We start from the raw sequence: 13,337 nt of genomic DNA, 5'->3' as shown, positions 1-13,337 counted from the left end.
CGCGCTGTGGGGCAATGCGGGCTGGACGTACCGGGCAAACGCGTAGCGCTTCCTCCCTATTGCCCTGGGTGCCTTACGTGCCACGGCTGCGGTACGCCCGCATCTTGGCGCGGCTGCCGCAGATGGACATCGTGCACCAGCGGCTGCGGCCTGCCGGGCTGCGGTCGTAGTAGACCCAGCGGCAACTGTGCGCCGCGCACGCCTTGAGCCGTGACCAGGTTCCGTCGGCCAGGCCGGTCGCGATGCCGGCGGCGATGCGGGCGGTGAGCGCGGCGGCGCCGGTCAGCCCGGGGGCGGGGCGCAGCGTGGCGGCGCCGTGGGTGTCGACGGCGAGGACGAGGGGTGCGGCGGACAGCAGCCGGTCGAGGGCGGTGGCGGACGCGTCCGGGACATCGGTGCCTGTATGGGCCTGGCAGGCGTCGCGCAGCGCTTCGCGCAGTTCGCGGACGTCAGCGAGGTCCTGCGCGTCGAAGGTCGGATCCGGCATGCCGTGGTCGCGGGCGAAGGCGGTCAGGCCGGCCTCCGTCCGTAGCTGATCGTTGTCCATTTCCAGGTCGACGGTGTTCACCAGGTCCTGGGCCAATCTGAGGGGCTCAGGAGCGGGAGCGCGTTCACCGGGTTGTCGCATGCTTGCGAGGTTACGCCTTGAGGGGCATTATCAGGTAACGCCGTTACTGGTTGAACGGGGTTAGGGGTAACGAAATTGGCGCTGTTGCACGATGCCGACTTCCGGCGGTTCTGGGCGGGACACACCGTCTCCGCGGTCGGCGCGCACGTCACCGCGGTGGCGCTGCCGCTCGCCGCAGCGCTCACCCTGGACGCGGGGGCAGCCGGCGTGAGTGCCATCGCCACCGCCACCTATTTGCCGAGCGTCGCCCTCCCGCTATTCGCCGGGCACTGGCTGGAGAGCCGCCGCCGGCGCGGCATCATGATCGCGGCCGACCTGCTGCGGGCGGTCGCGCTCGCCGCCGTCCCCGTGGCCGCGCTGCTGGGCGGGCTGTCACTGCCGCTGCTGATCGCCGTCGCGCTGACGGTGGGCGCAGCAAGCGTCGTCTTCGACATCGCGGGCTTTGCCTACGTCCCTTCCCTGGTGGGTGAGAACGACCTGCCCGCCGCCAATCGCGCCCTCCAGGGCTCGTCCACCGCCGCGCAGGTCAGCGGCCCGGGTATCGCGGGCCTTCTGGTGCAGTCACTCGGCCCGGCGGTGGCGGTGCTGGCCGACGCCGTCTCGTACGTCGCGAGTGCGCTCGGCGTGACGGGCGCGCGTCGGCCCGAGCCGCCGCCCGTACGGAACCCGGACCGGCCCGGCATGGCCGAGGGTCTGCGGCAGATCTGGGTCAGCCCTTTCCTGCGGTCGCTCACCGCGCATGCCGCGCTCTACAACGCGGGCGCGCAGATCCTCGTCGTCAATCTCGTCGTCCTCGCCGTCAAGGAACGCGGCCTTTCGGCAGGCGGCTACGGACTCGCCCTCAGCGCCGCCGGCGCCGGCGCCTTTCTCGGCGCCATGCTCGGCCTCCGCCTCGCCGCCCGCCTCGGCTACGGTCGTGCCTTCGCCGCCTCCCTCGTCCTGTCCACCGGCACCCCGCTGCTGCTGCCGCTGCTGCCCGGGCGCAGCCTGTCGTACGGAGTACTGCTCGGGCTCTGCCAGGCCCTCGCCGGCATCGGGCTGGGCAGCGCCAACGTCTTGTCGGTGACCGTCCGGCAGGTCCTGGTTCCCAAGACCTCGCTGGCCGCAGCAACGGCGCCTACCGCACCATCACCTACGGCGTGCTGCCGGTGGGCGCCGCCCTCGGCGGCCTGCTCGGGCAGTCACTGGGCAGCGTGACGGCGGTTGCCATCGGCAGCGTGGCCCTCGCCGGGTCAGCACTGCCGATGCTCACGCGGGACATCCGCACCGTGAAAGACCCCTGGACCGGGGTACGCGTTCCCGTGAACCGGACAGAAGAGAATCGGATCGAAGAGAGGCAGACATCATGATCGGCAAGCTGGGCAGCGTCGTCCTGGACTGTCCCGACCCCAAGGCCCTCGCCGAGTTCTACGCAGCCGTGGTGGGCGGCAAGGTGCGCTTGGACCCGGATAGCCCCGAGTGGGTCGACCTCGTCCGCGAGGACGGCACCAGCCTGGGCTTCCAGCAGGCGCCGCAGCTTCGGGAGCCGCGCTGGCCCGACCCCGAACGGCCGCAGCAGTTCCACATGGACGTCGTGGTGGACGACCTGGACACCGCGCAGGAGCGGGTGCTGGAGCTGGGCGCGACCCTGCTGGACGACGGTAAGGGTGAGCGCAACTGGCGAGTCTTCGCGGATCCCGTCGGGCATCCGTTCTGTCTCTGCGCCGACTAGTCCCGTACTTCCCAGGTCACCGGTTCAGGTCTGTGGCCAGCGGGTTTGGGTGACTTTGAGGCCGAGGGGTTCGGGGAGGCGGAGTTGGACGCCGCGGGCGATCTGCACTATCGGCCTGTCGGTGATGGTTCCGCGCAGGCTGGAGACCACGCGGTGCTTGGCGGCGATCTCCTCGCGGGTCCTGTAGTGCCGCCCGTCCGCCGCACCGGCGAGCTTGTCCAGATCGCGGGGCCTTGGCCAGACGCTTGGCGCGGGCGGCCCGCTGGCCGTTGGCGTCCTGCCCCACGGCACTCCGGCTCGCGCGGGCGTGGCGGAAGGCCCGGCGATGAGGATCTGTGTCGACTGCGACTGCGCCGTCGTGGGTCCATACGTCGTCGCCTCACACGGCGACTCGATGTCCGGTGCACGGCCCGACGGCTACGTACACCCGCCGCGCTCACCGGAGTGCCGGCCACGGTTTCCCGGCAAGGCCCGGTTGCGGCGTCTGCTGGACGATCCGGGCCGTCAAGTGCCGCTGCACTACTGATCTCCCGTCAGGTGAGACCAGGTCTGCCGTGGGGTCGCATGGCTGCACGCGGGACGACGGTGTGTGACATGCCGCTGGTGGAGTAATGGGGCCTTGCGCTCTCTGGCCAAGTAACTCTGTATCGCATCGGTCACGGGCGCGGCTCGTCGGTGCTGTCGTGAGAGTGGATCTTTGGGCGGATCCGGCGAGAGGAACCGGAGATGGCTGAAGGGTCTGCAGGACTGGCCGGACTGCTCGCTGCGGCAGAGGCCCGGATGCCTGTCGAGTCGGCCGAGGTGATCGCCTTCGAGCTGGCGAGGCGCCTGGAGGCCCGGTCGGTTTCCTTTTTGATCACCGACTTCACCGGCAACGCCGTTGTGCGCCTGAGCAACGCTGACGCCGGTGAGGAGCGGGAGCGCATCAGGTTGCCCGGCACCGTCTACGGGGAGGTACTGCGCGACCAACGGGTGTCCGTCCGGCGAGGCGGGCACCCCGACGGGCAGGTCCAGATCGTGGCCCCGGTGACCAACCGGGGGGATGCCATCGGGCTTCTTGAAGTCCTCCTCCCGCAAGCCCCCGAACCTTCAGCTGTGCAGGCGATCGTCGAATCGGCCCATGCCCTGGCGTACATCCTCATCGCCAACCGCCGCTTCACCGACCTGTATCAGTGGGGCCGCCGCACCCTCCCCATGACCCTGGCCGCTGAGATCCAGAACACTCTCCTTCCCGACAGCCTCACCTGTGAAGCACCGCAGTTCACGATCTCCGGCGAGCTGATCCCGAGCGAAGAGATCGCCGGCGATACCTTCGATCACTCCCTCGACCGCCACACCCTGCACGTGTCCATCACCGACGCCATGGGCCACGACGTCCGTGCCGCCCTCATCGCCACCCTGTTTGTTGGCGCTCTACGCAGCGCGCGGCGCAAAGGAGCCGACCTGGCCGACCAGGCCCATCAGGCCCATCAGGCCTTGCTCGACCACGGCCTGCATGGCCCCTTGGTCACCGGCCAGCTCTTGCGCATCGACCTGCAGACGGGAAGTGCCGGCTTCGTCAATGCCGGTCACCCGTGGCCCTGGCTACTGCGCGGGGGACGCCTCGCGCGTCTCACTCCCGAGATCGATCCGCCCTTCGGCGCCCCTTTGGTGCACCCGCACCGCGTCCAGTCGCTCCAACTGCGACCAGGTGACCGCCTCATCCTGGTCACCGATGGCATGCTCGAGCGCAACGCCGCCGCCGAGGACCTTCCGTCCCTGATCGAGGGCACTCGCGACCTGCACCCTCGCGAGACCGTTCACACCCTTACTCAGGCTGTCCTGCGTGCTCAGCAAGGTGTCCTGCATGATGACGCCACCGTGGTCTGCCTGGACTGGCAAGGCACCCGGGACCAGGAGTGCCCAGTCCGGGCGGCCGAGCGATCTTGAACCTGGCCCTCCGGCCGGTGACGCCGCTGCCAGTGACCGGCCCGGCCCAGTCCACGCGGAGGCGACCGCCCGCTTCCAGGTGAGCAGCCGTCCCGATCTGTACGTACGACCCGAGGATGATCCGCCTTCGATCCGGTCATGCACGCGCAGGCCCCGACAGCTTGGTGTCGGGGCCCGCGCGTGTGCGCGAGATTTTTGGTCAGCTTGGCGGCAGGTGCGGGCTCGTGGGGCAATGCAGTGGATAACAGCAGGTCAGGGCCTGCTTCGTTTTCGCCTCAGCCGTGGTGCTCCCGTGGGAGGACGCGGGCAAGTTGAAACGGCTTGAAGCGGGCCCGGACGGGTTGATGCGGGCCAAGGCGTTGAAAGTTTGTGCAGGTCAGAGGAAAATTGCAGGTCAGGGCGCTGCGAGGGGCCCACTGTGCGGGGGTTCCGGCCGTTCGTTTTCCTCTGGCCTCCGACCTGGGCCAAGGACCAAATCCTGACCGATTCCCATGCAGTAGTGGGAAGACCAGGGGGCGGGGCCGCTGTGGTTCAGGTCATGCCGGGGTGGCGGGAACACTCCGGTTTGATTGAAGGTTCATGCATGTGTGGGTGCGGGAAGGGACGATGTCCCCGGGCCCAACCTCAAGCCTGCAGTGGAAGATCGTTCGGCTGAAGCCCTGCAGTGCCCTCCGCCGCGAGGCGACCGCCCTTCCCGCACCCCTCTTCCCACCACCTACGAGGGGCTGAGCCTCATGGCGTACGACATCGAAAAGCCGGACGAGCAGTGGCGCGCGGAGCTGGGCCCTGACGAATACCAGGTTCTGCGCCGCGCTGCCACGGAGAGGCCGTTCACCGGCGAGTACACCGACACCGAGACCAAGGGCGTCTACTCCTGCCGTGCCTGCGGCGCCGAGCTCTTCACCTCCACGGAGAAGTTCCACTCCGGCTGCGGCTGGCCGTCCTTCTTCGACCCGAAGGACACGGACGCCGTCGAGCTGGCCGAGGACCGGTCGTACGGCACGGTACAGACCGAGGTCCGGTGCGCCCGGTGCGGATCGCATCTCGGGCACGTGTTTGAAGGTGAGGGCTTTCCCACCCCGACCGACCAGCGGTACTGCATCAACAGCATCTCGCTGCGGCTGACGCCCGACGAGAGCTGACGCACCCCGCACCCCACCCCCCGGAAGAAGGAGGCCGCTGTGGCCGGCACCTTGAAGAACGTCACCGACGCAGATTTCGACGCCGAGGTTCTGCAGAGCGACAAGCCCGTCCTGGTGGACTTCTGGGCTGCCTGGTGCGGCCCCTGCCGCCAGATCGCCCCGTCGCTGGAGGCCATCGCCGCCGAGTACGGCGACCAGATCGAGATCGTCAAGCTCAACATCGACGAGAACCCGGCCACGGCCGCCAAGTACGGCGTCATGTCCATCCCGACGCTGAACGTGTACCGGAACGGCGAGGTCGCCAGGACCATCGTCGGCGCCAAGCCGAAGGCCGCCATCCTGCGTGACCTCGACGGCTTCGTCGAGACCAAGCCGGTCGGCTGACCACACGCACACGCGCAGCAGAAGGCGAACGGGCCGCCCCCTCACCGGGGGGCGGCCCGTTCGCTCAGAACGCCCACCGGGTGCGGGTGTGGACCCCGTCGTCCCGGCCGAATTGCCCGCGTCACCGGTTTGACAGGTAACTCGCCGCGTGCAAGAGTCACCGGCGAGACAGGTGACGTCTCGGGGACTGCACGCGGAACCGGCCCGAGGCGCACGTCCCTTGCCCGGTGGTCCTCGCCGCGGGTGTCGGTCCCGAGGACATGGCGAACCGTGGCTGTTCGGGCGGCTTCGTTCTCTGGAGGTCGTATTGCTTACGTTGATACTCATCGGACTGGTCGGCGGCTTCGTCACCGCCGTCTCGCCGTGCGTCCTGCCCGTGCTGCCCCTGGTCTTCCTCTCCGGCGGGGTTCCGGCCTCCGGGACCGGAGCGGGGCCGGCGCACAAGGGCCGGTCCTATGCGGTGATGGGCGGGCTGGTCGTCAGCTTCAGCCTGATCACGCTGTTCGGCACCCTGGTGCTCGGGGCCCTGCCGCTGCCCCAGGACATCATCCGGTGGGTCGGTCTGGGGGTGCTGCTCCTGCTGGGCGTCGCCATGATGTTCCCGGCGGTGCAGGATCTGCTGGAGCGCCCGTTCGCACGCATCGGCCAACGGCAGATCGGCGGCAGGCGCAGCGGGTTCGTCCTGGGACTGGCGCTGGGCGCGGTGTACGTGCCCTGCGCCGGACCCGTCCTCGCCGCCATCACCGTCGCGGGCGCCACGCAGCGGATCGGGGTCCAGACGGCCGCGCTCGCCGTCGCCTTCGCGATCGGCACCGCGATTCCCCTGCTCTTCTTCGCGCTGGCCGGCCGGCGCATCGGCGAGCGGGTGCGGGCGTTCCGTAACCGGCAGCGGGGCGTGCGGTTCGTTGCCGGGCTGACCTTCGTGCTCCTGGCCTTCGGCCTCACCTTCAACGTCACCGACGTCCTGCAGCGCTCCGTCCCCGACTACACCGCCCGCGTCAACAAGGCGATCGCGGACTCGGGGATCGCCGAGGCGCTCGACGCGGACCGGAACCAGTCGCTGCGTCGGTGCGCCGCAGAGCCGGCGTCGGGGCTGCTCGACTGCGGCACCGCGCCGGAGATCTCCGGAATCCAACAGTGGCTCAACACGCCCCAGGGCGCGCCGCTGACCGAGAGCGCACGGGCCGGCAAGGTTGTCCTGGTCGATTTCTGGGCCTACTCCTGCATCAACTGCCACCGCAGCATCCAGCACGTCAACGCCTGGTACGAGAAGTACCGGTCGGCCGGCCTGGAGGTGATCGGCGTGCACACTCCCGAGTACGCGTTCGAGCACGTGCCCGGGAACGTCAGGGCCGGTGCCGAACGGCTCGACATCACGTACCCGGTCGCGCTGGACAACGACTTCAGGACCTGGGAGAACTTCGACAACTACGCCTGGCCGACCGAGTACCTCATCGACGCCCGGGGCCAGGTGCGGCACGTTGCCGTCGGCGAGGGCAACTACGGCCATCGCGAGTCGCTGATCCGGAAACTGCTGGCCGACGCACGCCCCGGCATCGCCCTGCCGCCCCCCACCGGTCTCCCGGACGCCACTCCGACCGACCCGAACCTGACCCGGGAGGTCGCCCTGGGCGCCGGGCGCAGCGGCCCCGTCGCCAACGGATCCCTGGACGAAGGCACCGACACCTTCACCTACCCGGCGGAGATCGGGTCCGGCGAGGCCGCCCTGGACGGCACCTGGAGCGCCGACCGGGAGTCGGTGACCAGCGGGCCCGACGCGGGCATCAAGCTGAACTTCTCCGCGAGCGAGGTCCACATCGACGTCGGCGGCACCGGCACCATCACCGCGACCCTCGACGGGAAGACCACTACCCACACCATCTCCGGAGCACCCAACATCCACCGGCTGGTGAGCGGTACGAAGCCTCGGCAGGGTCTCCTGACCCTGACCCTCACGCCAGGGCTCAAGGTCCACTCCTTCACGTTCGGCTGACCCCGGTGCCGACGCCGCTGATGAGCCGTAGGCGCAAGTTCCTCGAGGAGCTGCGCGCGGCGCTGCCGTCGGGCGAGACCGGCGCGCGGCCGGTCCCCGGTGACTTCGACATCCCGGAGCCCGACCACCCCCCGCGGTACCGGGTTCTTCCAGGACCGGGAGTACGCGAGTTCTGCACCGGCCCCGGCGCGGCCGGGTACCAGGACGCGTTACGGCTGCTGTCCCCGGACGCCCTGGAGTACTCCTGGGTGGGCCGCACCGGGGACGGCTCCTTTCCCTCGCCCGCGCCCGGCCACAGGACGCTCGTTGAACGTGCCACTGGAGTGGCTCGCTACCCGATCGGCGTCCGAGGGCTGGTGAGGGCGGCAGGAATCGGGTACATACGGACGAGTAGCACCGGTTGGTATGCCTCGGCAGGCGCGCGCATGCGCGCTCCGCGCGGACCGGCCGGGTCCGCCCACCGACAACGCGGCGAGGTGAGCTCCTCATGACCGCACCATCCGCTCCGAAGAACACGCCCAAGGTCACCGAGCGTGAAGCGCGCCAAGTGGCCGAAGCCGCACGCGAGCAGGACTGGCGCAAGCCCAGTTTCGCCAAGGAACTCTTCCTCGGCCGCTTCCGGCTGGACCTGATCCATCCGCATCCACAGCCGGCCGCCGACGACGTCCGGCGAGGCGAGGCGTTCCTCGCCCGGTTGCGCGACTTCTGCGAAACCAAGATCGACGGCGCCCTGATCGAGCGTGAGGCGAAGATCCCCGACGAGGTCATCAACGGCCTCAAGGAGCTCGGCGCCCTCGGGATGAAGATCGACCCGAAGTACGGCGGCCTGGGACTGACCCAGGTCTACTACAACAGAGCCCTCTCCCTGGTCGGCTCCGCCAACCCGGCGATCGGCGCGCTGCTCTCCGCCCACCAGTCCATCGGCGTACCGCAGCCGTTGAAGCTCTTCGGCACCCAGGAGCAGAAGGACACGTTCCTGCCCCGGCTCGCCCGTACCGACATCTCGGCGTTCCTTCTCACCGAACCGGATGTCGGCTCCGACCCTGCCCGGCTCGCCACCTCGGCCGTTCCGGACGGTCCCGACTACATCCTCGACGGTGTGAAGCTGTGGACGACCAACGGTGTCGTTGCCGACCTGCTGGTCGTCATGGCCCGCGTCCCGAAGTCGGTCGGCCACAAGGGCGGCATCACCGCGTTCGTCGTGGAGGCGAACGCCCCGGGCATCACCGTGGAGAACCGCAACGCCTTCATGGGGCTGCGCGGGATCGAGAACGGCGTGACCCGCTTCCACCGCGTCCGGGTCCCCGCCGCCAACCGCATCGGCCCCGAAGGCGCTGGGCTCAAGATCGCCCTCACCACCCTCAACACGGGACGGCTGTCCTTGCCCGCCATGTGTGTCGGCGCCGGCAAGTGGTGTCTGAAGATCGCCCGCGAATGGTCGGCGGTCCGCGAGCAGTGGGGCAGGCCGGTTGCCCGGCACGAAGCTGTCGGCGCCAAGATCTCCTTCATCGCCGCCACCACCTTCGCCCTGGAGGCCGTCGTCGATCTCGCCTCCCAGATGGCGGACGAAGACCGCAACGACATCCGGATCGAAGCGGCCCTGGCCAAGCTGTACGGCTCCGAGATGGGCTGTCTGATGGCCGACGAACTGGTCCAGATCCGCGGCGGCCGGGGCTTCGAGACCGCCGACTCCCTCGCCGCCCGGGGCGAGCGTGCCGTCCCTGCCGAACAACTCCTTCGGGACCTGCGGATCAACCGGATCTTCGAGGGCTCGACGGAGATCATGCATCTGCTGATCGCCCGTGAGGCCGTCGACGCCCATCTGAAGGTCGCGGGTGACTTGATCGACCCCGACAAACCACTCTCCGCCAAGGCGAAGGCGGGAGCGAACGCGGCCGGCTTCTACGCCCGCTGGCTGCCCAAACTGGTCGCGGGCCCAGGACAACTCCCGCGCACCTACAACGAGTTCCATCCGTCCGGCCACCCGGACCTCTCCACCCATCTGCGTTACGTCGAACGCTCCGCACGCAAGCTGGCCCGCTCCACCTTCTACGCGATGTCGCGCTGGCAGGGCCGCATGGAGACCAAGCAGGGCTTTCTCGGCAGGATCGTCGACATCGGAGCGGAACTCTTCGCGATGAGCGCCGCCTGCGTCCGCGCCGAGCACCTGCGCACCACCGGTGATCACGGCCGAGAGGCCTACCAACTCGCCGACGCCTTCTGCCACCAGTCCCGCATCCGGACCGAGGAACTCTTCAACCGTCTCTGGTCCAACACGGACGACCTCGACCGGCGTGTGGTCGACGCCGTCCTGAACGGTGCGTACACCTGGCTGGAGGAGGGGGTCGTCGACCCGAGCGGCGAAGGCCCCTGGATCGCCGACGCCACCCCCGGCCCGGCCACCAGGGAAAACGTTCACCGCACCATCCGCTGACCGTCGGAGAGCCGGGCCGGCCGGGCGGGGTGCGTCCACTCGCTGGACGCACCCCGCCCGGTAGTGCGCCGCACGGCAGGATGGGGACCCGTGACCGTCATCCACATCCCCGGCTCCAAGTCCGTCACCGCACGCGCCCTCTTCCTGGCCGCTGCCGCGGAAGGCACCAGCACCCTCGTACGTCCCCTGTGCTCGGACGACACCGAGGGCTTCGCCGAGGGCCTCGCGCGCCTTGGCTACGACGTCGCGAAGGAAGCGGACCGCTGGCACATCGAGGGCCGCCCGGCCGGACCCGCCGCCACCGAGGCCGACGTCTACTGCCGCGACGGCGCCACCACGGCACGCTTCCTGCCCACCCTCGCCGCGGCCGCAGCCTCCGGTACGTACCGCTTCGACGCCTCCGCGCAGATGCGCCGCCGGCCCCTTGCCCCGCTCACCCAGGCCCTGCGCACGCTCGGCGTCGATCTGCGCCACGAGGCAGCCGAGGGCCACCATCCGCTGACGGTCACCGCGTCCGGGATCAAGGGCGGCGAACTCACCCTGGACGCGGGGGAGTCCTCCCAGTACCTCACCGCACTGCTGATGCTCGGGCCGCTGACGGCGGAAGGGCTCCGGATCACCGTTACCGACCTGGTCTCCGCTCCGTACGTCGAGATCACCCTCGCGATGATGCGCAGCTTCGGCGTCGAGGTGACCCGCGGCGGCCACGACAGCAACGTCTTCACCGTGCCGCCCGGCGGCTACCGGGCCACGCCGTACGCCATCGAGCCCGACGCATCCACCGCGAGCTACTTCTTCGCCGCGGCAGCCCTCACCGGCCACGAGGTCACCGTCGCCGGCCTCGGCAAGGACGCGCTCCAGGGCGACCTGCGGTTCGTCGACGTACTACGCCGCATGGGCGCCGATGTGCGCAGCTCCCCGGATTCCACCACCGTCCGATCCAGTGGCACGCTCCGCGGACTCACGGTCAACATGCGCGACATCTCCGACACCATGCCGACGCTGGCCGCACTCGCGCCCTTCGCCTCGGGCCCGGTACGCATCGAGGACGTCGGCAACACCCGGGTGAAGGAGTGCGACCGGCTGGAGGCCTGTGCGCAGAACCTCCGGAGGATGGGCATCACCGTCGAGACCGGTCCGGACTGGATCCGGATCCACCCCGGTACACCGCGCCCCACCGAGATCGTCACCCACGGCGACCACCGCATCGTGATGTCGTTCGCCGTCGCGGGTCTGAGGGTTCCCGGCATCACCTACGACGATCCCGGCTGCGTACGGAAGACGTTCCCGCAGTTTCACGAAGCATTCGCCGAGTTCGCGGAACTCACGAACCGTTAGGGTTCCTGGGCCCACGCCGTCCCCGGGAGTTCTCATGTCCACGCCGCCCCACCACCCTCTTCCTTCGTTCGGATCCGTCGTGTCGTGCCACATCTGCGGTGCGATACCCGCCGTCCACACCGTCGTTCGTGGACACCAGGGTCTCGTCATCACGCTCCGCTTCCTGACCGAGGAAGGCACCTTCTGCCGTACCTGCGGAACCGCGACCTACCGCCGGATGACGTCCGACACCCTGTGGCAGGGCTGGTGGGGCCTGCTGTCCGTGTTCGCCGCTCCGGTCACCATGCTGATGAACATCGGTGCCCGCTCCCGGATCCGCGCCCTGCCGCACCCGGTGGGGAATCTGCGTCCTCAACTCGCCCCCGGCCGCCGTGTCCTGGCCCGCCCGCCCGCGCTCGCCATCATGACCGTCCTGGTCCTGGCGCTCGCCACTGTCGTCGTACCCGGGCTGATCCCCGACACCCGGCCCACGTTCACGGCCGGAGACTGTGTCCGTAACAACGCGGAGTGGCCCGACCAGGACTTGGAAGAGGTCGGATGCAGCTCGTCCGAGGCCGAGTTCTGGATCTCGGACGGAGACAAGTGCTGGGGCAAGGACTGGCTGCTGTACCTGGAATACAGCGCCCGGAACAAGGCCCTGTGCGCGCACCCGATGTCGAAGTAGGCGCGCTCGGCGGAACCGGAACTGCGGGCACGCAGTGGGCATGCAGCACAATCGGGCGTCGGTCAAGAACGACGGACTCCAGCACGGCCTGAAGAGCCTGCAGAAGAACCAGCATCACCAACAGCGAAATGGGGGCAGGGATGTTCGGGGTGGGTATCCAGCGCGGACAGTGGCGCCGGGCCGCGGCCATGACGATTGCAGTCGTGATGGCTCTGGGAGCAACCGCGTGCAGCAGTGACAAGGACAGTTCGGGTGGTCCGGGCGGGTCCGGGCGCTCAGGGAAGGACGGCAAGGCCTCGGCGGCGGCCCACGGGCCCAAGGCGCTCAGCGAGGCACAGCTCAAGGCGGCTTCGTTCACCGACGGGCAGACCGTCGGCAAGTACACGGCCTCCGAGTACGCCCTCGACGGTCCACTCGGCGACGCCTACACCGCAGATCCCGTCGGCTGCCAGCCGCTCGTCAGTCTCGCCGGTGATGTCAGCGACCACGACCCCGCCGCGCAGGTCCAACGCAAGGTCGACATCCCCGACGAGATGCTCGGCATCACCGTCGATGTCACCCTCCGGTCGTACCCGAACGGTCATGCGGCCGAGGTCATGAAGGCGCTCGACAAGGCAGGCAAGGACTGCGCCGGGGGATTCACCGAGGAGCGGGCCCTTGCGAGCGCGAAGTATCTGAAGGTCGAGCCTGCCGAGGCACCCGACTTCGCGGCCGAGGCCGACGAGGCCAAGGCCTACCGCTTCACCGTCCTCGACGTGAAGGGGAAGCTGAAGCTGTACGAATACCTCACGGTCGTCCGCTCCGGCTCCACCACCCTCGCCTTCCGCGGCGAGATCCCCGGCACCAAGGACATCGGCGGCATCCCGCAGGAGATCATGACCGCGCAGTGGACCAAGTTCCGCGCAGCATGATCGCCGCGCTCGCCCAGCCGCTCCGGAACGCCCCGTAGGCGATCGCCCCCGTCCGGCCGGCCCGGCTCGTGCAGCAGCGCGACGAACTCCTCGCGGACCGGGCCCGGTGGGCCGTGGCCCGGCGGCTGCCGACATTCACAGGAAAGCCGCCGGAGCTGCTCCGCCCGGAATTCTCCGGGACGCGCTGTCAACCCGCTGGGCCG

12 protein-coding genes are annotated in these 13,337 nt (G+C 69.4%); 11 read left to right on the top strand and 1 reads right to left on the bottom strand.

What is annotated here, in order from left to right; genetic code table 11:
- Window positions 1–73: 73 nt before the first annotated feature.
- Window positions 74–628, bottom strand: coding sequence for a CGNR zinc finger domain-containing protein (locus tag OHA88_RS15950; RefSeq protein ID WP_328626035.1), 555 nt, complete (start codon window positions 626–628; stop codon window positions 74–76).
- Window positions 629–703: 75 nt separating this feature from the next.
- On the opposite strand from OHA88_RS15950, the gene OHA88_RS15945 reads away from it, so the two are divergent.
- The 11 genes from OHA88_RS15945 to OHA88_RS15895 all read left to right on the top strand — a co-directional run bounded on the left by OHA88_RS15945 (window position 704) and on the right by OHA88_RS15895 (window position 13,134).
- Window positions 704–1,825 (top strand): MFS transporter, encoded by a 1,122-nt coding sequence (locus OHA88_RS15945; protein ID WP_328626034.1) that lies wholly within the window; start codon window positions 704–706, stop codon window positions 1,823–1,825.
- Between the two features lie 145 nt (window positions 1,826–1,970).
- Window positions 1,971–2,339, top strand: a complete 369-nt coding sequence (locus OHA88_RS15940; protein ID WP_328629702.1) for a VOC family protein — start codon at window positions 1,971–1,973, stop codon at window positions 2,337–2,339.
- 780 nt (window positions 2,340–3,119) lie between these two features.
- Window positions 3,120–4,268 carry a PP2C family protein-serine/threonine phosphatase gene (locus OHA88_RS15935; RefSeq protein ID WP_328626033.1) on the top strand — a complete coding sequence of 383 codons (1,149 nt, stop codon included), beginning with the start codon at window positions 3,120–3,122 and terminating at the stop codon, window positions 4,266–4,268.
- A gap of 734 nt (window positions 4,269–5,002) precedes the next feature.
- On the top strand, window positions 5,003–5,410 hold the full coding sequence (gene msrB / locus OHA88_RS15930) for a peptide-methionine (R)-S-oxide reductase MsrB (protein ID WP_328626032.1): 408 nt from the start codon (window positions 5,003–5,005) through the stop codon (window positions 5,408–5,410).
- Between the two features lie 39 nt (window positions 5,411–5,449).
- Window positions 5,450–5,794 (top strand): thioredoxin, encoded by a 345-nt coding sequence (trxA, locus tag OHA88_RS15925; RefSeq protein ID WP_328626031.1) that lies wholly within the window; start codon window positions 5,450–5,452, stop codon window positions 5,792–5,794.
- A gap of 307 nt (window positions 5,795–6,101) precedes the next feature.
- Window positions 6,102–7,787 carry a cytochrome c biogenesis protein CcdA gene (locus tag OHA88_RS15920; RefSeq protein ID WP_328626030.1) on the top strand — a complete coding sequence of 562 codons (1,686 nt, stop codon included), beginning with the start codon at window positions 6,102–6,104 and terminating at the stop codon, window positions 7,785–7,787.
- A gap of 20 nt (window positions 7,788–7,807) precedes the next feature.
- Complete coding sequence (locus OHA88_RS15915; RefSeq protein ID WP_328626029.1) at window positions 7,808–8,278, top strand: hypothetical protein; 471 nt, start codon at window positions 7,808–7,810, stop codon at window positions 8,276–8,278.
- Window positions 8,275–10,221, top strand: coding sequence for an acyl-CoA dehydrogenase family protein (locus OHA88_RS15910; protein ID WP_328626028.1), 1,947 nt, complete (start codon window positions 8,275–8,277; stop codon window positions 10,219–10,221). The genes OHA88_RS15915 and OHA88_RS15910 overlap by 4 nt, the downstream gene beginning before the upstream one ends.
- 90 nt (window positions 10,222–10,311) lie before the next feature.
- Window positions 10,312–11,559, top strand: a complete 1,248-nt coding sequence (gene aroA / locus OHA88_RS15905; RefSeq protein ID WP_328626027.1) for a 3-phosphoshikimate 1-carboxyvinyltransferase — start codon at window positions 10,312–10,314, stop codon at window positions 11,557–11,559.
- Between the two features lie 34 nt (window positions 11,560–11,593).
- Entirely contained in the window at window positions 11,594–12,223 is a 630-nt protein-coding gene (locus OHA88_RS15900; protein ID WP_328626026.1) for a hypothetical protein, read from the top strand.
- Window positions 12,224–12,372: 149 nt separating this feature from the next.
- Window positions 12,373–13,134 (top strand): hypothetical protein, encoded by a 762-nt coding sequence (locus OHA88_RS15895; protein ID WP_328626025.1) that lies wholly within the window; start codon window positions 12,373–12,375, stop codon window positions 13,132–13,134.
- Window positions 13,135–13,337: the final 203 nt, after the last annotated feature.

The sequence above is a fragment of the Streptomyces sp. NBC_00353 genome, from assembly GCF_036108815.1.
Taxonomy (GTDB): domain Bacteria; phylum Actinomycetota; class Actinomycetes; order Streptomycetales; family Streptomycetaceae; genus Streptomyces.
The sequence above is the reverse complement of the archived record's forward strand: the minus strand, read 5'-3'. Positions and strand labels throughout refer to the sequence as shown.

Bases quoted from the DNA above. Each gene is read 5' to 3' on its own strand.
- OHA88_RS15950 (WP_328626035.1), bottom strand. From the start codon at position 628: ATGCGACAACCCGGTGAACGCGCTCCCGCTCCTGAGCCCCTCAGATTG.
- OHA88_RS15935 (WP_328626033.1), top strand. From the start codon at position 3,120: ATGCCTGTCGAGTCGGCCGAGGTGATCGCCTTCGAGCTGGCGAGGCGC.
- msrB (WP_328626032.1), top strand. From the start codon at position 5,003: ATGGCGTACGACATCGAAAAGCCGGACGAGCAGTGGCGCGCGGAGCTG.
- OHA88_RS15915 (WP_328626029.1), top strand. From the start codon at position 7,808: ATGAGCCGTAGGCGCAAGTTCCTCGAGGAGCTGCGCGCGGCGCTGCCG.
- OHA88_RS15910 (WP_328626028.1), top strand. From the start codon at position 8,275: ATGACCGCACCATCCGCTCCGAAGAACACGCCCAAGGTCACCGAGCGT.
- OHA88_RS15900 (WP_328626026.1), top strand. From the start codon at position 11,594: ATGTCCACGCCGCCCCACCACCCTCTTCCTTCGTTCGGATCCGTCGTG.